Annotated in this window: 26 protein-coding genes; 11 read left to right on the top strand and 15 right to left on the bottom strand. The window is 73.4% G+C overall.

From position 1 onward, the window contains the following. Positions 1 to 211: 211 nt before the first annotated feature. The 4 genes from BMY61_RS08175 to BMY61_RS08160 all read right to left on the bottom strand — a co-directional run bounded on the left by BMY61_RS08175 (position 212) and on the right by BMY61_RS08160 (position 2,532). Positions 212 to 859, bottom strand: coding sequence for a hypothetical protein (locus BMY61_RS08175; protein WP_052439171.1), 648 nt, complete (start codon positions 857 to 859; stop codon positions 212 to 214). Continuing rightward, on the bottom strand, positions 856 to 1,677 hold the full coding sequence (locus tag BMY61_RS08170; protein WP_042454726.1) for an ATP-binding cassette domain-containing protein: 822 nt from the start codon (positions 1,675 to 1,677) through the stop codon (positions 856 to 858). The genes BMY61_RS08175 and BMY61_RS08170 overlap by 4 nt, the downstream gene beginning before the upstream one ends. A gap of 21 nt (positions 1,678 to 1,698) precedes the next feature. After that, positions 1,699 to 1,995 (bottom strand): putative quinol monooxygenase, encoded by a 297-nt coding sequence (locus BMY61_RS08165; protein ID WP_042454724.1) that lies wholly within the window; start codon positions 1,993 to 1,995, stop codon positions 1,699 to 1,701. A gap of 69 nt (positions 1,996 to 2,064) precedes the next feature. Continuing rightward, a complete protein-coding gene (locus BMY61_RS08160) occupies positions 2,065 to 2,532 on the bottom strand; it encodes a cupin domain-containing protein (protein WP_052439170.1) in 468 nt (155 codons plus the stop codon). A gap of 195 nt (positions 2,533 to 2,727) precedes the next feature. Here BMY61_RS08160 and BMY61_RS08155 point away from each other — a divergent pair, with 195 nt between their 5' ends. The 3 genes from BMY61_RS08155 to BMY61_RS08145 all read left to right on the top strand — a co-directional run bounded on the left by BMY61_RS08155 (position 2,728) and on the right by BMY61_RS08145 (position 6,150). Then, positions 2,728 to 3,954: an acyltransferase family protein gene (locus tag BMY61_RS08155; RefSeq protein WP_082015409.1), complete on the top strand. Its 1,227-nt coding sequence runs from the start codon at positions 2,728 to 2,730 to the stop codon at positions 3,952 to 3,954. Next, positions 3,951 to 4,787, top strand: a complete 837-nt coding sequence (locus tag BMY61_RS08150; protein ID WP_052439169.1) for an NAD(P)H-binding protein — start codon at positions 3,951 to 3,953, stop codon at positions 4,785 to 4,787. The genes BMY61_RS08155 and BMY61_RS08150 overlap by 4 nt, the downstream gene beginning before the upstream one ends. Before the next feature lie 193 nt (positions 4,788 to 4,980). After that, on the top strand, positions 4,981 to 6,150 hold the full coding sequence (locus BMY61_RS08145; protein WP_042454722.1) for an acyl-CoA dehydrogenase family protein: 1,170 nt from the start codon (positions 4,981 to 4,983) through the stop codon (positions 6,148 to 6,150). A 61-nt stretch (positions 6,151 to 6,211) separates the two neighbouring features. Here the strand turns inward: BMY61_RS08145 and BMY61_RS08140 are convergent, their stop codons facing one another. Next, positions 6,212 to 7,063 carry an SDR family NAD(P)-dependent oxidoreductase gene (locus BMY61_RS08140; RefSeq protein ID WP_236656484.1) on the bottom strand — a complete coding sequence of 284 codons (852 nt, stop codon included), beginning with the start codon at positions 7,061 to 7,063 and terminating at the stop codon, positions 6,212 to 6,214. 126 nt (positions 7,064 to 7,189) lie between these two features. Next, the gene (locus BMY61_RS46010; RefSeq protein WP_161791315.1) at positions 7,190 to 7,351 is read right to left on the bottom strand and encodes a hypothetical protein; all 162 of its coding nucleotides are present in this window, start codon (positions 7,349 to 7,351) and stop codon (positions 7,190 to 7,192) included. A 237-nt stretch (positions 7,352 to 7,588) separates the two neighbouring features. Between BMY61_RS46010 and BMY61_RS46005 the strand changes: the two genes are divergently transcribed. The 3 genes from BMY61_RS46005 to BMY61_RS08130 all read left to right on the top strand — a co-directional run bounded on the left by BMY61_RS46005 (position 7,589) and on the right by BMY61_RS08130 (position 11,608). Continuing rightward, positions 7,589 to 7,765, top strand: coding sequence for a hypothetical protein (locus BMY61_RS46005; protein ID WP_161791314.1), 177 nt, complete (start codon positions 7,589 to 7,591; stop codon positions 7,763 to 7,765). 90 nt (positions 7,766 to 7,855) lie between these two features. Continuing rightward, positions 7,856 to 10,249 (top strand): TOMM precursor leader peptide-binding protein, encoded by a 2,394-nt coding sequence (locus BMY61_RS08135; RefSeq protein WP_143094226.1) that lies wholly within the window; start codon positions 7,856 to 7,858, stop codon positions 10,247 to 10,249. A 114-nt stretch (positions 10,250 to 10,363) separates the two neighbouring features. Further along, positions 10,364 to 11,608: a sensor histidine kinase gene (locus BMY61_RS08130; RefSeq protein ID WP_063773346.1), complete on the top strand. Its 1,245-nt coding sequence runs from the start codon at positions 10,364 to 10,366 to the stop codon at positions 11,606 to 11,608. On the opposite strand, the gene BMY61_RS08125 is transcribed toward BMY61_RS08130, so the two are convergent. Further along, positions 11,569 to 12,195: a hypothetical protein gene (locus tag BMY61_RS08125; RefSeq protein WP_143094225.1), complete on the bottom strand. Its 627-nt coding sequence runs from the start codon at positions 12,193 to 12,195 to the stop codon at positions 11,569 to 11,571. The genes BMY61_RS08130 and BMY61_RS08125 overlap by 40 nt on opposite strands. Positions 12,196 to 12,429: 234 nt before the next feature. Between BMY61_RS08125 and BMY61_RS08120 the strand changes: the two genes are divergently transcribed. Genes BMY61_RS08120 through BMY61_RS08110 form a run of 3 tightly spaced genes read left to right on the top strand, consistent with a single transcriptional unit; the run spans position 12,430 to position 14,541 of the window. Then, positions 12,430 to 13,251, top strand: a complete 822-nt coding sequence (locus BMY61_RS08120) for an AfsR/SARP family transcriptional regulator (protein ID WP_042454721.1) — start codon at positions 12,430 to 12,432, stop codon at positions 13,249 to 13,251. Next, the gene (locus tag BMY61_RS08115; protein ID WP_042454719.1) at positions 13,248 to 14,021 is read left to right on the top strand and encodes a DUF6081 family protein; all 774 of its coding nucleotides are present in this window, start codon (positions 13,248 to 13,250) and stop codon (positions 14,019 to 14,021) included. Before BMY61_RS08120 ends, BMY61_RS08115 begins: the two co-directional genes overlap by 4 nt. Next, the gene (locus tag BMY61_RS08110; protein ID WP_042454716.1) at positions 14,011 to 14,541 is read left to right on the top strand and encodes a flavin reductase family protein; all 531 of its coding nucleotides are present in this window, start codon (positions 14,011 to 14,013) and stop codon (positions 14,539 to 14,541) included. The genes BMY61_RS08115 and BMY61_RS08110 overlap by 11 nt, the downstream gene beginning before the upstream one ends. Here BMY61_RS08110 and BMY61_RS08105 read toward each other — a convergent pair. The 4 genes from BMY61_RS08105 to fabG all read right to left on the bottom strand — a co-directional run bounded on the left by BMY61_RS08105 (position 14,513) and on the right by fabG (position 18,082). After that, positions 14,513 to 15,154 (bottom strand): 4'-phosphopantetheinyl transferase family protein, encoded by a 642-nt coding sequence (locus BMY61_RS08105; RefSeq protein WP_042454714.1) that lies wholly within the window; start codon positions 15,152 to 15,154, stop codon positions 14,513 to 14,515. The two genes, BMY61_RS08110 and BMY61_RS08105, sit on opposite strands and share 29 nt — an antisense overlap. A 104-nt stretch (positions 15,155 to 15,258) precedes the next feature. Next, the gene (locus BMY61_RS08100) at positions 15,259 to 16,224 is read right to left on the bottom strand and encodes an MBL fold metallo-hydrolase (protein ID WP_082015406.1); all 966 of its coding nucleotides are present in this window, start codon (positions 16,222 to 16,224) and stop codon (positions 15,259 to 15,261) included. Next, positions 16,221 to 17,246: an aromatase/cyclase gene (locus tag BMY61_RS08095; protein WP_042454712.1), complete on the bottom strand. Its 1,026-nt coding sequence runs from the start codon at positions 17,244 to 17,246 to the stop codon at positions 16,221 to 16,223. Before BMY61_RS08095 ends, BMY61_RS08100 begins: the two co-directional genes overlap by 4 nt. A 44-nt stretch (positions 17,247 to 17,290) precedes the next feature. Beyond that, positions 17,291 to 18,082, bottom strand: coding sequence for a 3-oxoacyl-ACP reductase FabG (gene fabG, locus BMY61_RS08090; protein ID WP_042454710.1), 792 nt, complete (start codon positions 18,080 to 18,082; stop codon positions 17,291 to 17,293). A gap of 166 nt (positions 18,083 to 18,248) precedes the next feature. On the opposite strand from fabG, the gene BMY61_RS08085 reads away from it, so the two are divergent. After that, positions 18,249 to 18,716, top strand: coding sequence for a nuclear transport factor 2 family protein (locus BMY61_RS08085; protein ID WP_042454708.1), 468 nt, complete (start codon positions 18,249 to 18,251; stop codon positions 18,714 to 18,716). 134 nt (positions 18,717 to 18,850) lie between these two features. Here BMY61_RS08085 and BMY61_RS08080 read toward each other — a convergent pair whose 3' ends face one another. From BMY61_RS08080 to BMY61_RS08070, 3 genes are all read right to left on the bottom strand, one after another. Beyond that, entirely contained in the window at positions 18,851 to 19,102 is a 252-nt protein-coding gene (locus BMY61_RS08080; protein WP_042454706.1) for an acyl carrier protein, read from the bottom strand. Between the two features lie 79 nt (positions 19,103 to 19,181). Continuing rightward, complete coding sequence (locus tag BMY61_RS08075; RefSeq protein WP_161791316.1) at positions 19,182 to 20,393, bottom strand: ketosynthase chain-length factor; 1,212 nt, start codon at positions 20,391 to 20,393, stop codon at positions 19,182 to 19,184. 65 nt (positions 20,394 to 20,458) lie between these two features. Next, a complete protein-coding gene (locus BMY61_RS08070; protein WP_042454702.1) occupies positions 20,459 to 21,724 on the bottom strand; it encodes a beta-ketoacyl-[acyl-carrier-protein] synthase family protein in 1,266 nt (421 codons plus the stop codon). A 172-nt stretch (positions 21,725 to 21,896) separates the two neighbouring features. Here BMY61_RS08070 and BMY61_RS08065 point away from each other — a divergent pair, with 172 nt between their 5' ends. Further along, a complete protein-coding gene (locus BMY61_RS08065) occupies positions 21,897 to 22,973 on the top strand; it encodes an acyltransferase domain-containing protein (protein ID WP_042454804.1) in 1,077 nt (358 codons plus the stop codon). On the opposite strand, the gene BMY61_RS08060 is transcribed toward BMY61_RS08065, so the two are convergent. Further along, on the bottom strand, positions 22,874 to 23,134 hold the full coding sequence (locus BMY61_RS08060) for an acyl carrier protein (protein ID WP_042454700.1): 261 nt from the start codon (positions 23,132 to 23,134) through the stop codon (positions 22,874 to 22,876). The two genes, BMY61_RS08065 and BMY61_RS08060, sit on opposite strands and share 100 nt — an antisense overlap. Positions 23,135 to 23,156 lie beyond the last annotated feature (22 nt).

Genomic DNA, 23,156 nt, shown 5'->3' with positions numbered 1-23,156 from the left:
ATGGGCGAAGACCACGACGTCGGAGTCCCAGTGGCGGTCCGGGGTGAGACTTCCGCCACACGTGATCAGGCGCAGCTCGGCATCGTCGGTCGGGCCGTAGACCCGTTGGAGGGAAAGGCGTCCTTGGTGAAGCTGTCCACCTGATCGACCGTGAAAACCGCGGTGCCGCCGTCGTCCCGCGTGATCTCGATCCGCTGGCCCCTCCTCAGGGTCAGTACCGCTCGACGCGGACGGCCGCCGCCGCGCAGGCGGTCAGCAGCACGCAGGCCTCCAGCAGGGCGAGCCACGGGAGGGAGGTCGAGGCGCCGCTCCGCTGCGAGGTGAACGTCTGCCGGACCGCCGCGTTGACCGGCGAGACCGACGCGACCAGCAACGCCAGCGAACCGGCCGTCAGCGTCAGGACTCCCGCCGCCCGGCCGCGCACCGGCAGCGCCCCCGCGGCCGTGCCGGCCAGCACCCCGACGAGGACCGCGACCAGCCCGTCCGCGACGACCGCACCCGTCGAGGCGTGCGGGCCGCTCGGCGGGGACGAGGCCGCCACCTCGAAGGCCGCCCCGACCGCGCCCAGCAGCAGACCGCCGCCGAGCCCGACCGCGAGCGCCGACGCCCGCGCCGCCCGCGCCCCCGCCGCCGCGGCCACCACCGCCGCGGCGGCGTCCGGCTCGGCCGAGACCACGGCCCGGGTCAGCCAGCCGCAGACCGGGACCAGCACGGCGGCACACCAACCCAGCGCGTCCCCGTACTGCTGGGCGCTCACCCGCCCGGCCAACAGCAGGAAGGCGAGGAGCGTCAGCGGCGGCAGCCAGCCGTGCGAGCGCAGCGCCAGGGACGAGTGGTAGCGCAGCAGTCCGCGCGTCACGCGCGCACCTCCTGGACGTGGGCGCCGGGTCGGGACAGGACGGCGCGCAGCACGTCGTCCGAGGCCTCGGCCGCGACGCCCAGCCTCACGGAGCCGTCGCCGCGTGCGACGACCTCCAGCACTCCGGTCAACCCGCCGAGCCAGGACGCCGCGAGGCCGTGCACGGTGATCGTGATCGCTGCCCTGCGCGGGCGGGATCCGTCCGGCTCGTCGACCCGGACCCGTCCCTCGGCGACGGACCACCCCACCTCGGCGAGGCCCGCCAGACGGGCCGGGTCGTGGTCGACGAAGACGACCGCCGCGCCGTCGGCGACCCGCTCCAGGACCGCCGCGTCGAGCGTCTCGCGCGCGGCCCGGTCCAGGCCCGTCCAGGCCTCGTCCAGCACCAGCAGCTCGGGCTCACCGAGCAACGCCTGGGCGACGGCCACCTTCTGGCAGCTGCCCTTGGACAGCTCCCGCAACGGCTGGTCGGCGTAGCCGGCGGCGCCGAAGCGCTCCAGCAGCTCGTCGGCCCGGCTCACGGACGCGTCGGCCCGCAGTCCGTGCAGCGGCCCGAGCCTGCGCAGGTACTCGCGGGCCGTGAACGGAAGCTCGGCGGCGAACCGCTCCGGCACGTACGCCCGCCGGGCGTACCCGTCCACGATCCGGCCGCGCGTGGGCCTGGTCACCCCGGCGAGCAGGCGCAGCAGCGTCGACTTGCCGCTGCCGTTGCCGCCGCTCGCCCGGACCAGCACGCCGCGCGCCACCTCGACACCGACCTCACGCACCACCCACGGGCCGCGTGGCCCGTACCGCTTGCCCACCCCGTCGAGTCGCACCCGCCCAGGGTAGGCGAGGGGCTATGCGGTCTCGGTGAGGATCCGCATGCTCGGCGGCTCGGCGAGCAGGGTCGCCGAGAGCTCCAACGACCGGGCCAGGTGGGGGCTGGCGAGGTGCGCGTCGAGCGCGGCGCGGTCCTCCCACTCCTCCACGACCACCCAGGAACGCGGGTCGTCCGGGTCCACGTAGTTCCGGTAGGAAAGGCACCCCGGCTCGGCGCTGCTGGCCTCCTGCATCGACCGCGCCTGCGCGCGCATCTCCTGCTCCCTACCGGGCTTGGCCTTCAGCACCGCGACCACGCTGACCCGCTTCGACATCGCTCGCTCCCCCTGATCCGCTCATCCGCTGCAGGAGCTGCCACCGTAGCCCGGACGCCGCACGGTCCCCTAGCGTCCCGCGGGTTGCAGCGTCCGCGGGGAACTGACGCCGTGGTAGGAGATCAGGGCGGCGATGTCGGCCGGATCCACCGGACCGGGGGAGGCCAGCAGCGCGGCCATCTCCTCGAACATGGTCTCCACACCGCCCGGGGTGAACGCGCACAGCAGCCGCGCGGGCGTGTCACCGACGTTGCGGAAGCCGTGGGTGATCCCGCTCGGCCCGTGGACCAGGGTGCCCGGTTCGGCCCGGACGGTCCTGTCGCCGACGAGGAACTCGTAGGCGCCGTCGAGTACGTAGAAGGTCTCCGCCTCTCGGTGGTGCACGTGCGGACGCGGTCCGGTGCCGGGCGGGGTGATGAACTCCACCAGGGAGAGCTCCCCGTAGGTGTGCTCGGCGCGGAGCAGCACGCGGCACTCCTGCACGTCCCAGCGCACAGGCGGGAGCTCCGAAGCGGTGACGATCACGGGTGCGGTCATGGTCACTCCGTAGGGCTGGCAGCCGGTGGGAAGGGCCGGACGAGGCCCGGACCTCATCCTGGTCGGCACGCTGGAACCCGACCTGAGCACGGCTGGAGCAGTGCCCGGCCGGCCGGGCTCCAGCCCGGGTTGAGCTCCTCGCGAGGGGGCCCGGTCAGGGTGACGCCGTCCCCTGGCACTGCGAGCGGAGAATCCATGTCCACGACTGAACAGCACACCGGGTTCCCGAGATCCGGCAGCCTCGAGGCAGACGGCCCGGTCGAGGTCGGCACCGTCCCGCGTCGGCCCGGAGCGGCTGTCGGCCGGGACCGTGCGGCCGCGCCCGGCCGCCTCGACGCCCTGACCGGCATCCGGTTCGTCGCCGCCTTCTCGGTCTTCATGTTCCACGTGTCCCTGGTCGTCTTCGACCCCTTCGCGAACACCTCGGTGCGCGGCGTGTTCTCGGACATGTTCGCCAACGGCGGGTGGGTCGGCGTCTCACTCTTCTTCGTCCTGTCCGGCTTCGTGCTCACCTGGACCGCCGGGCCCCGGGTGCCGGTCCTGGCCTTCTGGCGCAAGCGGCTGCTGAAGGTCTACCCGACCCACGCCGCGGCCTGGGCCATCACGATGATCGCGGTGCCGGGCACCGGGGTCGCGGTGGCACTGGCCAACCTCGCGCTGGTGCACACCTGGATCCCGGACCACTCGTTCTTCATGAGCGTCAACAGCCCGAGCTGGTCGCTCTGCAGCGAGCTCCTCTTCTACCTGCTCTTCCCCTTCTTCCTGCCGCTGGTGCGCCGCATCCCGCGCCGGATGCTGCTGGGCGCCCTGGTGGCGCTGGTCCTGTCGACCCTGCTGGTCCAGCTGGTGGCGCAGGCCCTTCCCTCGAAGCCGCTCGCCCCCGAGGGCTACCCGATCTCGGTGTCCCGGTACTGGCTCGAGTACTACTTCCCGGTGTTCCGCCTCCCCGAGTTCCTGGTGGGCATGGTCGTCTGCCGGCTGGTCCGGGAGACGCGACTGCTGAAGATCAACGTCGGCCTCGCCGCGCTGCTGGCGCTCGGGGGCTACGTGCTCGACTCCTTCGTCCCGTTCGACCTCAGCCTGGTGACGGTCGAGCTGCTGCCGATCGCCCTCCTGGTGGGCGCGCTGGCGAACGCGGAGCAGGGGCGGTCGACCCGGCTGCTGCGCAGCAGGCTGTTCCAGTGGCTCGGCAACGTCTCCTTCGGCTTCTACATGGCCCAGGCCCCGGTCGTCATCTACCTGCGCCTCACCGTGATGCACCACCAGCTCTACGGCGTCGGCGAGGCACTGGCGGTGACCGCCGGGCTGTTCGTGACCACCCTGGCGCTGGGCGCCTTCCTGCACCACTGCATCGAGATGCCGGTGATGAACCGGTGGGCGAGGAGCCGCAAGGCTCTCCGCACGAAGGGAGCGACGTCGTGATCGTGGTGACCGGTGCCCGCGGGCAGGTCGGCTCGCAGGTCTACGCACAGTTGGAGGCCCTGGGCGCGGACACCCTGCCGGTGGCCCGCAGCGAGGGGCGCACGCCCAGCGGCCGCCCCTACTACGTCGGCGACCTGGACGCGCCGGACAGCCTGGCCGGGGCGCTGGACCTGGCCGAGGCCGTCTTCCTCTACCCGAACTTCGACCACCGGTTCGCCGAGTTGCTGGCCGGGAGCGGAGTGCGCCGCGTCGTGCTGCTCTCCTCCTCCTGGGTCGAGGTCAAGCCGGGCTCGCTGATCGGTGCCAAGCACCGGGCGGCGGAGGACCTGCTGCGGGAGACCGGTCTGCCGTTCACGCTGCTGCGACCGGACACCTTCATGACCAACGACCACTTCTGGCTGTCCGAGATCGCCCACGGCACGCTCGGCACGGCGTTCCCGGACGCGCTGACCGCCCCGATCGCCTGCGCGGACATCGCGGCCGTCGCCGTGGCGGCGCTGCGGGACGGCACCTTCGAGAACGAGTCCCTGCTGCTGACCGGGGACGAGGAGCTCAGCCAGCGGTTCCGCCTGGAGGCCGTCGCCGCGCGCCTGGGCGTTCCGGTCACGCTGGACGTCCTCGACGAGGACGAGATGCTGCGGCGCTATGCGCGGTACATGCCGGAGCCGGTGGCCGAGGACATGATCGACGGTATGCGGAAGTCGCTGGCCGCCCCGCTCGCGCGAGCCGGCGGGTTCGCTCGGGCGACCGGTCGTCCCGCGCTCCGCTACCGCGACTGGCTCATCAGCGAGGAGAGCCGCTTCGTCCCCCGGGGCGTGACCGCGGGCGTCTGACGCCTCCCCCTTCCACGGTCCCACCCCTCCCCCCGCCGCAGAAGCCGCGTGCCCCTCCTCCCCCCGGGACGGGCACGCGGCTTCTGCCTCGTCGGACACCACCCCAGCCGGGGTCGAGGAGCGCTCCAGAGGGAGCGCGGACCTTTCTGGTGGGTCCGAAGAACCGGTCCGTCCCTGCGCAGGAGGTCACCTGATGTCCCAACCCAGCACCGCTCGCCCGGCCGGCATCGATCCCGCGGCGACTGCCGCGCTCGCCGCGCTGGCCTCGGAGCACGCGTCCAAGTCGGAGGAACTGCGCCGGTCCACCCCCGAGATCGCCGAGGCGATCCGGTCGGTCGGCTTCTGCCGCTACTTCGTACCGGCCCGATGGGGCGGGACGGAGGGCGACTTCACGGGCTTCGTCGAGGCGGTCGCCAGGGTCGCGGAGGGGGACCCGAGCGCGGCCTGGTGCGCCTCCATCGCCGCGACGATGGGGCGGATGGCCGCCTTCCTCCCCGAGGAGGGCCAGCGACTGCTGTGGCAGGACGGTCCCGACACGGCCGTCGTGGGCTCGCTGATGCCCTCCGGCCACGCCCGTGCCGTTCCGGGCGGCTGGGAGATCGACGGCCGGTGGGCCTTCGTCAGCGGCATCCACGACTCCGACTTCGCGCTCCTGTGCACCCCCGTGCCGCAGGGGGACGCCGTCGAGGTCCGGTTCCTGCTGGTTCCGCGCGAGAGCTGGACCGTCGAGGAGACCTGGGACAGCGTCGGCATGGCCGGAACGGGCAGCCACACGCTCGTCCTGGAGCCCCGCTTCGTCCCGGCGGAGCACTCCTTCACCCGTGAGTCCCTGTTCCGAGGGACTCCGGTCGCCGCGCAGACGACCGCCACCCGGGTGCCGCTGCCGGGCGTCAGCGGCCTGTCGTTCGCGGCGCCGGTGCTGGGCGCCGTCCGGGGGGCGCTGACGCGGTTCACCGACGTCACGGCCGCCCGGCTGGCGGCCTCGGCCCAGCAGCAGAACCGGATGTCCACCGGGACCGAGGCCACCGTCAAGCTGGCCCTTGCCCGCGCCGACGGCGAGGCGGACGCCGCCCTGCTGCTGCTCGAGCGCGCCGCCCGGCAGGCGGACGCAGGCACCGTCGACCAGGTGGGCGCGCTGCGGGCGCACCGCGACTACGCGCTCGCGGTGGACCTGCTGCTGGAGGCGGTCAACCGCCTGTTCCGGGCGGCCGGCACCCGGGCGCAGAGCGGCTCCGACCCGCTGCAGCGCCTCTGGCGTGACGTCAACTCCGCTGCTGGGCACGCCGTCCTGCAGTGGGAGCCGGCCGCCCGGGGAATGGCCGACCACCTGCTGACCACGGCCGGCGACACCCGACGCGGCTGAGCCGCGAACGGCGGGAGGGCCCCTGGAACGTCCAGGGGCCCTCCCGCCGTCGTGGTCCAGGTCACTCGAACGCGGCCGCATGGTCGGCGACCCAGTCGCGGAAGCTCCGGGCAGGGCGCCCGGTCACCTGGGCGACGGTGTCGACGACCGACTGCGGGTGGGCGGCGAAGAACCGCTCGACCCCCACCAGCGCACGGGCCCAGGCCTCGGGCGTGTGCGCCGACGCCTGGCGGATCCACTCCTCCTCCGGCTGGTGCTCGAGACGCAACGGGCGGCCCAGCACCTCCCCCAGGACCCGCACCCGGTCGGCCATGTCGAGGGATTCCGGACCGGTCAGCGTCAACGCCCGCCGGGCCCACGTCTCCGGCCCGCCGAGCAGGGCCACCGCCGCCACCTCCGCGATGTCGCGCGGGTCGATGAGCGGCACCGTCAGCTCCGGGTGCGGCACCCGGATCGTGCCGTCACCGCGCACCGCGGGCGCCCACAGCAGGGCCAGCGTGGCGAAGGCGCACGGGCGCAGCAGGGTGGTCGGCACACCCGCCGCGGCGAGATGGGCCTCGCCCCGCACGTGCTTGCGGAACATGGGGTTGTCCACCTCGGGGTACTGCGCGGCCGTGGCGGAGAGCACGACGAGGTGCCGCAGCCCCGGCGCGGCCTGGGCCGCCTTGGCGAAGGCCGCGCCGGCGTTCTCGTCGAGCATCACGTAGGCCGCGTCGACCTGGTCCAACGCCTGCTCCAGCGCATGGACGTCGCCCAGGTCGGCGCCGACGACCTCGACGTCCGGGGGCAGCACGCGCGCCGCCCGCTGCGGGTCGCGGGAGATCGCACGCACCTGGGCGCCGCCCTCCAACAGCCTTCCGGTCAGATGCCTGCCGACGCCGCCGGTGGCGCCGGTCACCAGGATCCTGCTCATCGTCGCTCCTCGTGGCAGTCCTCACGGGCCGACCGGGCCGGCCGGTCCGACGGTTCCCCGGTGATCCCACCGTGACCGCCTCGACGCCCGCCCGAGGGCCGCTGGAGCAACGAGTCCGCTCCCGGATCAGTTGATGCTGCGCCAGATGAACGGTTCGGCCTCGTCCCAGGCCTCCTCGGGCTCACCGGCCGTCACGAGCAACGGGACGTCGGGGTACCGTCCCGACTCCTCCTGGTGACGCGGCCGCAGGCGGCCGAACTCCTGGTCGTGGTGGCGCTCGTTGGTCATCGCGTGCCTCCGTCGTCCTCGACTGGCCCCTCACGGTGGTGGGGTGACCGCCAAGGTTCGCCGAATCGGCCTGCGCACGGCTTGGGCGACCCTAGGACGGGGCTCGGCCGAACCGTGAAATCTTCACGTCGGGGTGGTGACTGGGGCACTGGAGATGGTCATCGGTGTCTTCCAGAATTCTTTTCGCAAGCAGCACACAGACCGAGTTCACCAAGCGAACGAAGGATGGGAATCCCGATGTCCGACCTGTTCGAGCTCTACCGCGCCTTCCGCCCCTCCGCCGCCCGCGCCGAGGTGCCGACCGCGCACACCGCGCTGCTGCTGGAGGACCTGGAGCAGGGCGCGCCCGATGCCGTGGCGCTCTTCACCGTCTGCGTCATCGCCGAACCGATGAGGCGGGGCGCTGCCGCCTGACCGGACGACCCGGATTCGGCAGGACAGCTACCGCAAGGCCGTAGGCATGGCGAGCGCCCCAGGAGACGGGCGGAAGGACAGGGGGACAGGGTGCGCACGACGGAGCGGCCGGAGAACGGCGGCGAGCAGTTCCGGGTGGCCTTCAAGCGTCACATCCGGCCGGTGGTGGTGCCGGGCGAGGCGGTCTATCTGCTGTCGGACCATGGCGTGACCGCCGCCCGGGGTGCCACGGCCGAAGCGCTGGCGCCGCTGCTGGACGGCAGCAGGAGCCTGGCCCAGGTACTGGCGGAGGCCTCGGGAACCGTGCCGCGCCACGAGGCGCGGGAGGCCGTGGACGCGCTGACCGGCGCAGGCCTGGTGGCCGTGCTGGACGAGAACTCCCCGCAGCCGGCCGACCGCGCCGGCGAGGCCTACTGGGACCTGGCCGGCCTCGACGGCCGCAAGGCCAGCCACTGGCTGCGACAGACGGCGGTCCGGATCGTCGTGCTCGACGGCGTGACCGAGGCCCAGGCCGCGGCGGCCTGCCGCGAGTCCGGCCTCCGACTGGTCGGCGACCCCGTCCCGGCCGACGGCGGAACGCTCTACGCGCCACCGGCCCTCACCACACCGGCCTTCGACGCGCCGGCCGACACCGCCGCGACCGTGGAGGGAGGCGCGAGCCCCGCCCTGTCGCTGGTGTTCTGCGCCGACTACCTCGACCCGCGCCTCGCCGAGGTGGACCGGGAGCACCGCGCCGCGGGGATCCCGTGGCTGCTGGCCAAGCCCGGCGGGGCGGACCCGTGGATCGGGCCGGTCTTCCGCCCGCAGGACGGGCCCTGCTGGAACTGCCTGGCGGACCGACTGCGGCGCAACCGCCGCTCGGAGCAGCCGCTGCGCCGCGCCCTCGGCATGGACAGTCCCCTCGCCCGCCCGGAGTCGTCGCTGGCCGCGGGACGGACCATGGGCCTGCACGCCGCGGTGCTGGAGGCGGCCAAGTGGCTCGCCGGGGTCCGCCGGAACACCCAGGACGCGATCCTGGTGCTGGAGACGCTCGGACTGGGCGGTGGCAAGCACCACCCGGTGCACCGGCGTCCGCAGTGCACCGCGTGCGGCGACCCCGGACTCGTCGGTGCCCGGATCAGAGCGCCGTTCCGGGTGACCTCGCAGCCCAAGGCCGACCTCGACGGTAACGGCCACCGCGCGCTGACCGCCGAGCAGATGCTGGAACGCCACCGCCACCTGGTCAGCCCCGTCACCGGCGTGGTCCGCGAGCTGCGCCGTGCGCCGCGCAGCCCGGCCTTCCTGCACGCCTGCCTGTCCGGACCGAACCTGGCCCTCGATCCGGAGAACCTGGACGGGCTGCGGGCCGGTCTGCGCGCCCTGAGCGGCGGCAAGGGCCTGAACGACACGGAGGCCCGGGTCGGCGCGCTGTGCGAGGCCGTGGAGCGCTACAGCGCGACCCGGCACGGGGACGAGCCGGTGGTCCGCGACACCTTCCGGGCCCTCGGCGAACTGGCGATCCACCCCAACGCCTGCCAGCTCTACTCCGAGCAGCAGTTCGCCGAGCGCAGCCGCTGGAACGCCGCCAACTCGCCGTTCCACTACGTCAGTGAGCGCTTCGACGAGAACGCCGTCCGCGACTGGACGCCGATCTGGTCGCTCACCGAGCAGCGGCACCGCCTGCTGCCGACCTCGATGCTCTACTTCTCCGGCGTCGACCGCGACCCGGGCGGCCTGCGCGCCGACTCCAACGGCAACGCGGCCGGCAGCAGCCTCGAGGACGCCCTGCTGCAGGGCACCCTGGAGCTGGTGGAACGGGACGCGGTGGCCCTGTGGTGGTACAACCGGACCCGGCAGCCCGCGGTGGACCTGGAGGCGTTCGCCGAACCCTGGCTGGAGCGGCTGCGCGCGGGCTACCGCAGCGTCAACCGCGAGGTCTGGGCCCTCGACCTGACCTCCGACCTGGGCATCCCCACGGTTGTCGCGCTCTCGCGGCGGACCGACAAGCCGAGTGAGGACGTGCTGTTCGGCTTCGGCGCGCACTTCGACCCGGCGATCGCGCTGCGCCGGGCGATGACCGAGATGGGCCAGCTGCTCCCCGCGGTCCTGGACGCCGGCCCCGACGGGACCGGCTACGCGGTGCCCGACCCGCACGCCCGGGTGTGGTGGCGGCACGCGACCGCGGCCAACCAGCCCTACCTGCTGCCCGATCCGGAGCTGCCCGCGCTCGCCCCTGACCCGGCGGGTCACCGGCCACGGCCGGATCTCGCCGACGACATCGCGGAGTTGACCCGGACGCTCGGTGCTCGCGGCCTGGACCTCCTGGTCCTCGACCAGACCCGGCCCGACATCGGCCTGCCGGTCGTCAAGGCCGTGGTCCCCGGCCTGCGCCCGTTCTGGTCCCGCTTCGCCCCGGGACGGCTGTTCGACGCCCCGGTGGCCGCCGGCCGCCGTGACGAGCCGCTGCCGTACCAGGAGTTGAACCCGGTCTCGATCTTCGTCTGACGCTCTGTTTCCCCCGTGTGAAGGCCACGTCAAGAGCCCTGCGCTGGTGCAGACCAGCGCAGGGCTCTCGACTACACTCCACGATGGCCGTGCTCACGACACTCGGGGGACAGTGTGGACATTGACGGCGCCACTCCGACGCGTTCGGACGCGGTCCAGGAGGCCCGCATCCAGGAACCGGACGTCCCCCCGCTGAGACTTGCCCGCGCCATTCTGGCGGCGGTGCTCACCAGCTACATCCTGATCACGATACTCAACCTGCTCAGCAGCAGGCTGAGCGGCGGACTGCTGGCCATGGCCGGCTGCTGCCTGGCGGCGGTCGCCTGCCTGCAGTACCTGCACTCCAAACCCGACGCCGCCCGGGCCTCCCGGCGCAGACGGGCGCTGACCCTGGGACTCCAGGCCGCCCTGACCTACCTGCCGCTGCTCGCCCTGCACGCCGAATGGGGCTCCATGGCGGGCTTCCTGGCCGGCTCCCTGCTCCTGCTGCTCCCACCGCGGGCCGCCTGGCCGCTCTACGGCCTGGTCTGCGTCACGATGGTGGTCGAGCCCGTGCTGGAGGGGCGGTCGGTCGTCGACTGCGCCTACCTCGGGGAGTCCACCATGCTCACCGGGCTGGTGGTCTACGGCCTGACGCGGCTGACCCAGCTGGTGGTCCACGTCCAGGCGACCCGCGGCCAGCTGGCGCGGCTCGCGGTCGCCAACGAGCGGCTGCGCTTCGCCCGCGACCTGCACGACCTGCTGGGCTACAGCCTGTCGGCGATCACGCTCAAGAGCGAACTGCTGCTGCGGCTGATCCCGGGGCACCCCGGCCGGGCGGAGCAGGAGATCGGCGACATCCTCACCCTCTCCCGGCAGTCCCTCGCGGACGTGCGGCAGATCAGCCGCGGCTACCGCGACATGTCCCTGCTCCAGGAGATCGAGTCCGCGCGCTCCATGCTGGAGGCGGCCGGCATCCAGGTCGTCGCCGCGTGCGAGCTCGGTGAGCTGACGCCGGACGCGGACACGGTGCTGGCGACGGTGCTGCGCGAGGGCGTCACCAACGTGCTGCGCCACAGCCGGGTGCGCAACTGCTCCATCGACGCCGGTGGCTGCCCGATCGGGATCTCCCTGACGCTCACCAACGACGGCGTGGTGGACGGGGTCGCGGACCGCTCCCCGCACAGCGGCAGCGGCCTCAGCAACCTGCGGATGCGGCTGGAGGCCGTCGGGGGCCGACTCTCCACCGAGGCAACGGGCGACGGACGTTTCCGGCTGCAGGCGGAGGTTCCCAGGGAGTACGCGGAACTGCGGCAGCGCTCGGGCGGTACGGGCCGGGGTCAGCGCTCCGGGACGACCATCCCGGCGCCCGCCACGTAGGACAGGATCGCCGCGGTCACGGGGGGCGACAACGGGGCCTCGGCCAGCAGTCGGGAGGGCGGCGTGGGACCGCCCAGCAGCGACAGCACCCACAGCGGCTCCGGCAGGTGCAACAGCATCCGGTGCCGGGCGGACGGCGAACTCATCACGAAGCCGCGGCCGTTGTTGCGGATCACCACCGAGCTGCCGAGCCGTACCGGCTGGTCCTGCGGCAGCTGCCTGGCGCTGAAGCGCGCCGCGCGGTGCACGGGGGCGACCGACAGCAGCGGGCCCCGCAGGTCGTCCTGACCCAGCGAGTGGACCACCATGGCTCGCAGCCGGGCGAGCGCCCGGCGCAGCGCGGGCTCCGCCGCGCCGGCGGCCACCACGTTCTCCAGCAGCACCGGACCGAGCTGCATCCGCCGCAGCGCCTCAGTGACCTCGGGCGTCGTCCGGGCGAGCCGGACCGTGCTCCAGCGTCCCTGGACCAGCAGCCCGTCGCCCTGCTCGGCGACCCGGACGTGCGTCGGCAGCGACCAGAGCGGGAAGGTCTCCCGGCCCGGCCCGAAGGGCCCCGGCGAGTCGGGTGACGCCGACGAAGCAGACACCACCGTCACCCCCGTCCCGCCCGTCCGGGGCCGTCCCGGATGGTCCTGATCATCTGTGTGAATTGTCGAGGTCCCGGCCCCGTCGAGACAGTGCACGGCTCAGCTCTCGACCATGAGGAATTCACGGGTCATCACGTGACTGCGGCACTGGGGTGCGGCTGGTGCCGGCTGCGAAGCTCAGCATGGGAACGCACCGAACCGCGGTGGACCCTGGATCGAATGTGGGGGAACGCTATGGAAATCAGAGTGCTCGGACCGTTCTCGGTCCTCCGGGACGGAGCTTCGATCCTGCCGAGCGCCGGCAAGCCACGGCAGATCCTGGCCCTGCTCGCGTTGCGATCGAGCCGGGTCGTGCCGACCTCGCTGCTGATGGAGGAGGTCTGGGGCGACGAACCGCCCCGGAGCGCCGCCACCACGCTGCAGACCTACGTGCTCCAGCTGCGTCGCAAGATCGGCGCGGTGCTGCCTCCCGGGCAGCAGCACCGCGCCAAGGAGGTGCTCGCCACGTCCTTCAGCGGTTACCGGCTCTGCGTCGACGACGCGCAGTTGGACGCCAGGGACTTCCACGACCTGGTCGGCCGCGGCACGGCCGCCCTGGAGGACGACGACCCGCGCCTGGCCAGCGACCTGCTCCGGCAGGCCCTGGGCCTGTGGCAGGGCGACGCGCTGATGGACGTGCCGCTCGGCCAGGTCCTCCGGCTGGAGTCCCTCGGCCTGGAGGAGGCCCGGATGCGCGCGCTGGAGCTGCGTGTCGACGCCGACCTGCAACTGGGCCGGCACGCCGACCTGGTGGCCGAGCTGTGCACGCTCTCCGCACGACACCCGCTCAACGAGAAGTTCAGCGCCCAGCTGATGGTGGCCCTCTACCGGGCCGGCGGGGCCGGCCGCGCGCTGGACGAGTTCCGCCGCCTGCGCCGGACCCTGAACGAGGAGCTCGGCGTCGAGCCGTCACCGCGGATGCAGCGCCTGCACCGCGCCGTGCTGGGCGGCAACGGCGCCGCGGAACTGCTGGGCGACGGCAGCGAGTTCCTGGAGCGACTCGGGCGGGCCGGATGAGCGCGGTGCTGTTCGACGAGGACTTCCGCACCGGCTCGACCGGTGCTCCGGCCGGGGACGCGCTGCCCGTCGACCGCTGGGCCGTTCGGCCCGGCGGCGACGGGGTCGCCCGACGCACCGCTCCGGGACTGCTGGTCGTCCCGGAGGCCGTCGACCCGGTCAGCGGCCACCCGGCCTTCACGGCCGCGGCGGCCTCGCCGATGCCCCGCTGGTCCGCGTTCAGCCGCCCCGACGACACCGGCTCCTTCGGACTCACCGGTCCGGACGGGCGCCGCCGGCTGCGCGTGCAGGCGGAGTTGGCGGTCACCGTGCACGGGCCGGCGGACTCGGCGTCCGCCGCGCTGCTGGCCGTGGACCGGGTGGCCGGCGCGGTCTTCGGACTGTCCCTCACCGGCACGAGCGTGTCCGCCCTCTACGAGCGGCTGCCCTCCCCGTCCGGCGCGGACCCCTTCGACCTGCCGCGACGCGTCGGCGACGGCGTGCCGGGACGGATGGTCCGCTGCGCGCTGGAGCTCGACGACACCGAGGTCCGCTTCGAGGTCGACGGGGTCGTCGTGCGCACGGAACCCTCCGGCGGAGCGGACCGGCTGCTCCTGGGGCTGGCCACCTACGCCGTCGAACCGCGCGGCCAGGGACTGGAGCTGACGGTCGGACGGTTCACCGTGAACGGGTTCGACCTGGCTTCCAGGTCCGCTGAAGTACCGCTCAGCACACTGCCCTCATCCCGATCGGTCGACGATGAGAACGGCGGAAGGCACGATGGCGGTTGACAGCGGTACGTTCAAGGAGCTCTTCGGCTCGTTCCCGGCGGCGGTCTCCGTCGTCACCACACTCGGACTCGAGGGCGAGCCACGCGGACTGACCTGCACGGCTGTGTCGGCGGTGTCCGCCGAACCACCACTGCTCCTGGTCTGCGTCGACAAGGGGTCGCGGACCCTGCCCGCGCTGCTCGGCCACCGGGCCTTCGTGCTCAACATCCTGGCCGAGGGCGCCGACTGGGTCTCCCAGCAGTTCGCCACCGGCGTCGGCCCGAAGTTCGCGGGGCTGGGCTGGCACGCCTCCGCCGCGGCCCACGGCGCGCCCGTGCTGCACGAGGTGGCCTCGGCCGTGGCCGAGTGCACGCTGGACGACACGGTGGAGGCCGGCGACCACGTGATCCTGATCGGCAGGATCCAGGAGGCCGCCGTCCAGGGCCGCCGGCCGCTGCTCTACCAGCGCGGCCGGTACGGCACCTGGACCGCGCCGGAGCGCGAGCTGGCCGTCACCGGTTCGGCAGCCACACCGCGGTGACCGCCAGCCCGGACCGGACCAGGTAGCCGCCGTCCAGCGGCGGCAGTCCGGTCCGGGCGGCGCGCAGCCGCAGCCGTCCCGACTCCGGGTCGAAGCCGACCCGGACGTCCTGGAAGCCCAGCGGGGTGTCGACCACCGGCCGCCAGGCCTTGTAGACCGCCTCCTTCGCACTGAACAGCAGCTTGTCCCAGGGGGTCTGCGGGTCGACCGCTTCGAGCCGCAGCAGCTCGGCACGCTCCTCGGGACAGGTGACGCCCTCCAGCAACCCGGGCCGCAACGGCACGGCGGGCTCGGCGTCCACGCCCAACGAGCGGTAGTCGCAGGAGCGGGCGACGGCGACGGCCCGGTAGCCGGTGGTGTGGGTGATGCTGCCCACCACCCCGGTCGGCCAGTGCGGGGCCCCACTGGCCAGTTTGGCCGGCGGGACAGCCGGCGCACCGAGGGCCTCGAGCGCGTCCATCGCGCAGCGACGGGCGGTGGCGAACTCCTTCAGCCGCTTGACCACGGCGACCGCCGGCAGCAGGGCCCGCACCTCGGCCGGAGTCTCCTCCTCGGTGTCGTCGCCGAAGGCCTCCACCACCCGCACCCCGGTCGGGGCTATCTCCGTCAGCACACGGACGAGCCTAGAGGGTGTGGCGGAAAAGGCGTGCGCGGTCGTGCCGCGTGGGTGGACCCACGCGGCACGACCGCGCACTGCGACGTGCTCCTCCCGGGCGACTACGCCCAGCAGTCCGGCAGCCGACCTCCGTTGTACTCGACGAGCTCGCCGAAGATCCGGATGACGTCCAGTGGGGCGCCGTCCACGGCTCCGTCCAGCTCGGCCGCGGCCCGGTGCAGGTTGCCGACGAGCCGCTCGGGGTCGAGCCAGTCCGCGTAGGGACCGGCCCCCGCCTCACGTGCCGCCTCCAGCGGGGGGATGCCCGCCGAACGCGCCTCCAGGGCGATGTCCTGCAGGCGTCGCAGGTAGCCGATCGTCTCGTCGATCACCTCCGGTCCGCACGGCGCGCCGTGCCCGCCGACCACCAGCCGCGGGCCGAGCGCCCGCAGCCGTTCCATCGCGCGCAGCGACCCGGCGACCGACCCCATCAGCACGAACGGGGTGCACCCCGACATCAGGACGTCACCCGCGAAGAGAATCCGCTCCTCGGGCAGCCAGACCACGGTGTCGTTGGTGGTGTGCGCCGGTCCGACGTGCAGCAGTTCGGCCCGGCGCCCGTCGGACAGGTGCAGCGTCAGGCCGTCGTGGAAGGTGAGCTGGGGCAGCACCACCTCGATGCCACCCCACTCCACGTGCGGCCACAGCTTGGTGAGCCCCAGGTCCGCCGCGGCCATCTCGGTACGGGCCAGCTCGTGCGCGACGATCACCGCGTCGGAGCCGGCGACCAGGGCGTTGCCGAAGGTGTGGTCGCCGTGGAAGTGCGTGTTGACCAGGACCCGGGGAGGTACGCGCGCCGTCTCGTCGACGGCGTCGCGCAGCATCCTCGCCCGACCTTCGGTGGCGGCCGTGTCGATCACCACGGCCCGGTCCCGGTCCACCAGGACGCCCGCGTTGTTGACGCACCAACCGCCGTCCGGCTGGACGTAGGCGAAGACCCGGTCCCCGATCTCGACCATCCGCTGGTGGAACAGGCCGGCCTCCAGGGCCGGCCCGTCGTGCCGGTGCGGGACCAGTGTCTCGGTCATGCCACTCCCTCCTCCCCCTCAGCCTCTCCCCCGGCGCTCGGCCCGGCCGGCCGCTCGGCATGGGCGCGGGCCTGCTCCAGGGTGCGGCGGCTGTTGCCGCCGAGGATCTCCCTGACCCGGGTCCGGGCCGCGCCCGGCGTGACGTCCTCGCCGAACCAGGACGCGAGCGCGTCGGGGTCCAGCGCCACATGGTGCCGGGCCGTCACCGTGACGCCGCCGTCGTGCGGTTCGAGCACCCACTCGCCGCTGTGTCCGAGCAGCGGGCGCGGCGGGGCGGTCTGCTTGTAGACGATCCGGCGCCCCTCGAAGCAGAGTCGCACCGAACGGGTGGTGTGCACCGTGCCGTCACCCGCCCTGGTGTCCATCTCCATGGTCTGCACGTCCGCGCCGGCCGTGGTCCCGGAGGCCGGGGTGGTGGTCAGGTCCAGCCGGGCGACGTGGGGCAGCCGCTGCGGCCACAGGTCGGCCCGGTTCAGGAAGTCGTAGACCACCGCCGCGGGGGCAGCGATCTCGACGGTGTCGGTGAAGTCGAAGACGAGCTCGTCCAGACCCCACGCGTCCGACCGCTCGGCCCAGTCCCGCACCGCCGCGATCTCGGCGGTGCTGTTGCGGTCGAGCGCCTGACCGATCCACTCCTCCGCCTCGGCGGAGTCGGTGGCGGAGGCCCACTCGTGGCCGAGCACCATCCTGGTGCCCTCGGTATCCGGCTCGAAGCGCCAGTACCCGCCCATCCAGGCGAGTGGTGGGGTGCTCTGCTCCTGCCGGAAGTCGATCCGGTGCAGGCCCCGGTCGAAGCGTCGGCGCGAGGTCCAGCTGCGGGCCTCACCGCCGACCAGGGCCCACAGTCGGATCCGCTCGCTCGGGCCGTCGCTCTCCAGCACCTCCGCGTGCAGGCAGGGGTCGAAGAACAGCGGCCAACGGGTCACCTCGGCGACGACCGCGTACCCCGCAGAGGCCGAAGCCGACGTGGACGCGGTGTGCTCGACCTGGTGACGCGCGGTGGTGTCCGCGGTTGTGGTCACGGGATTCCTCCTCAGCCTTGTCCGACCACTCAGGTGGGTCGGACTCAGTAGTTGCCCAGCCCGCCGCAGACGTTCAGGGCCTGGGCGGTGACGGCGGCGGCCTCGTCGGAGGCCAGGTAGCGCACCATCGCGGCCACCTCCGCCGGATCGGTGTAGCGGCCGAGCGGGATCTTGGCCTGGAAGCGGTTCAGCACCTCTTCCTCGGTCGTGTCCCAGATGTCGGCGTAGTGACGGCGGACGGCGCCCGCCATCGGGGTCTCCACGTAGCCGGGGCAGACGGCGTTCACGGTGATGCCGCTCTTGGCCAGCTCCAGGCCGAGCGCCTTGGTGAAGCCGACGACGCCGTGCTTGGAGGCGGAGTACGGGGCGCCGAAGACGACACCCTGCTTGCCGCCGGTGGAGGCGATGCTGACCACCCGGCCGTGGCCGCGGGCCAGCATGCCGCCCTCGGTGAGTACCGCCTTGGTCACCAGGAAGACGCTGTTCAGGTTGGTGTTGACCACGTCGAACCAGAGCTCGTCGGGGATCTCGGCGGTGACCCCGCCGCCGCTGCGGCCGGCGTTGTTGACCAGCACCTCGATCGGACCGAAGCGCTCGACGGCGGTGGTCACCATCGCCCGGACCGACTCCGGCGAGGTCACGTCGCAGGCCGCGCCGTCGGCCTGGAAGCCCTGCTCGCGCAGCTCCTTGGCGACAACCTCCACGGCCTCCGCGTCACGGGCACAGAGGAAGACCGGGTGGCCCCGCTCGGCAAGGGTCGTGGCGACTGCCAGGCCGATGCCCCGGGTGCCTCCGGTGATGAGGGCGGTGCCCCGCCCGGGCGCTGCTGCGGTCATGGTCGGCTCCTCTCGGTTCCGCACACCCGTGTGTGCGGCCTGTCCACACCGTCGTCGCAAGCCCTCGAGAGGACCTCAAGGAGCCGTTGAGCCGCTGCACCGAGGCTTGCCACAGGCAGCCCGGAGCAGCCGGGCGCCGAAGCGACAACGAGGAGACGAGAACCGCATGACGATCACCGAGACGTCCGCAGACCTGTCGGCCGCCCGTCCCGTCAGCGCCGATCTCTACGCCGAGGTGCAGCAGTTCTACGCCCGCCAGGTGCAGCTGCTGGACGCGGTCCGGGCCGAGGAGTTCGCGGCCACCTTCGCCGAGGACGGCGTCTTCGAGCACTCCCCCGACTCCGCGCCGGCGTCGGGCCGGGCCGGGATCGCCGCCGAGGTCCGCGACTTCAACGCCAAGCGGTTCGCCAAGGACCCGGTGCAGCGCCGCCACTGGTTCAACATGCTGGTCGTCGAGGAGCAGCCGGACGGCTCGCTGCACACGCAGTTCTACGCCCTGGTGATGATGACCCGGCCGGGCGAGCTGGTCCCGGTCATCGCGCCCAGCTGCGTCGTCCGCGACGTCCTGGTGCGCGAGGACGGCGCGCTGCGCACGCGGCGCCGCAAGGTCTCCCAGGACCGCTTCTCCTTCTGACCCCCCCGTGCACGAGGACGGCCCTGCTCCCCCGGGAGCAGGGCCGTCCTCGTGTTTCCGTGTGGCCGCCGCCCGCGGAACGCAGGACGGGCCGGCTCCGTGGGGAGAGCCGGCCCGTCCTGTGGGTGATGCGGTCAGACCGCCTGCAGCAGCGTCTCGTTGACGCTGTTCAGGAACTCGCGCGGGGTCTGCAGACCGGCCACGGCCTCGTCGCTCAGCCGCACGCCGAAGCGCAGGTTGACCCGGGAGGCGGCCTCCAGCAGCGCGAGGGAGTCGTAGCCGAGGTCCACGAAGGCGACGTCGAGCACGTCACCGTCGAAGGCGGTGTCGTCGTCCGCGCCGGCGACCTCGTCGAGGATCAGCTTGAGCACGTCCAGGGTGAGCATGTGTTCTCTCCTTCTTCGCGGTTGAGGTTCTTCTCGGTCGAGGTGCTTCTCGGTTGATCGATCGGGGTGAGGGTGGGGATCAGGGCGCCTTCGGCTCCCTGACCACCACGGCGGAGTTGAACCCACCGTGGCCCCGGGCCACCACCAGGGCGGTGCGCACCCGCAGGTCGCGCGGCTCGCCGCGGACCAGGTCGATGCGGTAGGCCGGGTCCGGGCTCGGCACGTGCACCGCGGGCGGCAGCATGCCGTCGCGGACGGACAGCAGCGCCGCCGCGACGTCGAGGGCCGGACCACCCGCGGCGAGACGACCGGTCATCGTCTTCGGCGCGCTGACCGGCACGCCGTAGGGGCCGAAGACGGCTTCCAGGGCGCGGGCCTCGGCCCGGTCCAGGGCCGGGACGCCGGCGGCGTCGGCGAAGACCGCGTCGACCTCCTCCGGCGCCACCCCGGCGTCGGCCAGGGCCAGCCGGATCGCGCGCTCCAGTCCGAGCGGCCGTCCGCTGCCCGGGGCCGGGTCGAGGGTGGCGGCGTAGCCGGCGATCTCGCCGTAGCACCGGCGGACCCTGCGGGCCTGCGCCGCCGCCGCGTCCTCGACGACCAGGATCGCGCCGCCCTCACCGGGCAGGTGACCGCTCGCGCCGATGTCGAACGGCTGGTACGCGCGCTCCGGGTCCGGCACGCTGGACAGCCGTCCGCCGGCGATGTGGGCGCTGAGCCCCCACGGGTCGAGCGAGGACTCGACGCCGCCGGTCACCACCAGCGTGTTGCCGCGCCGCAGCGTGCGCCGGGCGTGGCCGAGCGCGTCGAGCCCGCCGGCCTGGTCGGCCACGAGGACGCCGCTGGCCCCGCGCATCCCGTGCCGGATGGAGATCTGACCGCTGTTCACGGCGTAGAACCAGGCGAAGGACTCGTACACGCTGACGTGCTCGGGGCCCTCCGTCCACAGCTTGCGGATCTCCCGGTGGGTGAACTCGAAGCCGCCCCCGGCGTTGGAGGTGACCACGCCCATCCCGTACTCGGGCAGCTCGCCGGGGTCGACCCCGGCGTCGGCCAGCGCCCACTCCGTCGCGACCAGGGCCAGCCTGGTCGAACGGTCCGTCTGCGGCAGCAGCCGGCCCGGCAGCAGCGCCGCGGCGTCGAAGCCGGTGACCGTGCCGGCCAGTCGGGTGGGGTAGGCCGAGGTGTCGTAGCCCTCGATCGGGCGGATGCCGTGCTGCCCGGCCAGCGTGGCCTGCCACCACTCCTCGGTGCCGAGGCCGTTCGGGGCGGTCACGCCGATGCCGGTCACCACGGCGGAGACGGTGCGCGGCTCGTCGGCGGGCCGCTGCTCCTCTCGCTGGACGACAAGGGTGGGGGTCACGCGTCTGTCCCTTCGCGGGTGAGGATCATGGCGCTCTGGAATCCGCCGAACCCGGAGCCGACGGTGAGCACGGTGTCGACGTCGACGGCGCGCGCCTCGTTGGGCACGTAGTCCAGGTCGCACTCCGGGTCCGGCTCGTGCAGGTTCGCGGTCGGCGGGACCATGCCGTTCTGCATGGCCAGGGCGCAGGCGGCGATCTCGATGGAGCCGATGGCGCCGAGCGAGTGACCGATCACCGACTTGATGGAGCTGACCGGCACCCGGTAGGCGTGCTCGCCGAGAGTGGCCTTGAACGCCGCGGTCTCGTGACGGTCGTTCTGCTTGGTGCCGGATCCGTGGGCGTTGACGTAGTCGACGTCCTCGGGGGCGATGCCGCTCTCCGCGATCGCGTGCCGGATCGCCTCGGCCATCTCCCGGCCGTCGGGCTTGAGACCGGTCATGTGGTAGGCGTTGCAGCGGGTGGCGTACCCGGCGACCAGGCCGTAGACGTGGGCGCCGCGGGCTCGGGCGTGCTCCAGGTCCTCCAGCACGAACATCGCCGCGCCCTCGCCCAGGACGAAGCCGTTGCGGGTCCGGTCGAAGGGACGGGAGGCGTGCGCCGGGTCGTCGTTGCGCGGGGAGGTGGCCTTGATGGCGTCGAAGCAGGCGACGGCGATCGGGGAGATCGGCGTGTCCGCCGCACCGGCGATCATCACGTCGGCGCTGCCCTCGGCGATCAGGTCGCGGGCGTAGCCGACGGCGTCGATACCGGAGGTGCAGCCGGTGGAGACCACCGCGGCCGGCCCCTCGGCGCCGGCGGCGCGGCCGACCTCGGAGGCGAGCGAGCTGGGGACGAAGGCGTCGTAGAGGTGCGGGGAGATGTAGCGCGGATCGACCTCCCACTCCTTGCCGCCGTCGCTGAGCACCAGGTACTCACGCTCCAGCGCGGTGGTGCCGCCGACGGCGCTGCCGACGCTCACACCGATCCGGGTCGGGTCGACCCCGGCGAAGAGCAGGCCGCTGTCCTCCAGGCACTCCCGGGTGCTGACCACGGCGAACTGCGCCGCCCGGTCCAGGCGCCTGATCTCGCGAGGCGTCAGACCGTGTTCCTCGGGGACGAAATCGACCTCGGCCGCCATCTGCGAGCGGAACGGCGCGGGATCGAAGAAGGAGATCGTGCGGGTGGCGGTGCGGCCGGAGACCAGCAGGTCCCAGAAGGCCTTCTTCCCCACTCCGCCCGGCGCCACCACGCCGATTCCGGTGATGGCCACTTGTCGGTTCACTGCGGATTACCCCCTCCGTGCAGGACGTTGCTGCAGGATCGGATCAGGACGTGTGCTTCGAGCATCGGCCAGGGGTCTCGAACCCCGCTCGAACCCGGCCGGTCCGCCCCCTCTCCCGCGGGTCGACTGCTCCTCGACCCGCGGTCGAGACGCGGCGTCGAGCGTGGTCGCCATGGAGATGCAGAGGATGACGGTGCTGCTGCTGCCCGGACAGGGCGCACAGCGCGAGCGGATGGCGGCGGCCCTGCTCGGCCGCGACGGTGCGTTCACCGAGGCCGTCGAGGAGTTCCTCGCGGCGCTGCCCACGGGTGCGGAGCTGCGCGAGGCCTGGCTGCGTCCGGCCCCGAACCCCGCACTGGACGACGCGTTGCTGACCCAGCCGCTGCTCTTCGCGGTCGGGTACGGGCTGGGCCGCGTCGTGAGCGGCTGGGGCGGAGCGGAGCGGCCGCTCCTGCTGGGCCACAGCGTCGGGGAGTTGGCCGCGGCGACGCTGGCCGGGGTGATGGACGCGGCCGAGGTCGCCGCGCTCATGGCCGACCGCGCCGAGGTGCTCGCGGACGCGCCGGCGGGCGGAATGCTCGGGGTGTCCGCCTCCCCCGACGAGCTGCGCCCGTACTGCGACGGGACGGTCGTCGTCGGCGCGGTCAACGGACCGCGGCAGACCGTGCTGGCCGGCCCCGAGCGGGAGCTGGCCGAGGCCGGGGAGCGGATCGCCGCGGACGGGTTCACCGTCCGCCCGTTGCGGTCGGGGTACGGGTTCCACAGCCCCTCGATGGCCTCGGCTGCGCAGCGGCAGGCCCACGCCCTGGCGGGCGCCCGGTTGCGGCCGCCGACGGGCAGCCTGGTCTCCAGCCGTACCGCCCGGCCGGTGACGGCCGCCGAGGCGGTACGTCCCGACTTCTGGGCGGACCAACTGCAGTGCCCGGTGCTGTACTGGCCGGCCCTGCGCGCCCTGCTGGACACGTACGGCGAGCAGCCCGGTCTGGTCCTGCTGGACGCCTCCCCGGACCGCAGCCTCTCCGCTCCGGCCCGCCGCCACCCGGCGGTGCGCGGCGGGCAGAGCGTCGTGGTGCCGCTGCTGGCGCAGCCGGAGGGGGAGGACTTCGGCGCGGCCCGGGCCGCCCACGGCGCCGCGGTGGCGCCCCGGGCCTACGCGGCGGCCGCGGCCAGTGCGCCGTCGACGTGGGCGATCAGCGCCGCGGGGGTCTTCAGCCCGTCCAGCTCCTCGTCGGAGATGGTGACCGGGTAGTCGTCCTGGATCCGGACGACCATCTCGTAGACGGCCAGGGAGTCGTAGCCGAGGTCTTCGAACTGGGTGTCCAGCGAGGACTCGGAGAGGGAGTCGGCCTCGGCGTCGCCGAGGGTCAGCTCCACGATCCGGCGGAACTCGTCGAGGGTGAACGCGCTCATCGGTGCTGCCTCCGTGGGTGTG

The sequence above is a fragment of the Streptacidiphilus jiangxiensis genome (assembly GCF_900109465.1).
GTDB classification, from domain to species: Bacteria; Actinomycetota; Actinomycetes; order Streptomycetales; family Streptomycetaceae; genus Streptacidiphilus; species Streptacidiphilus jiangxiensis.
Note: the sequence above shows the minus strand (reverse complement) of the source record. Positions and strands in the feature narration are given on the sequence as shown.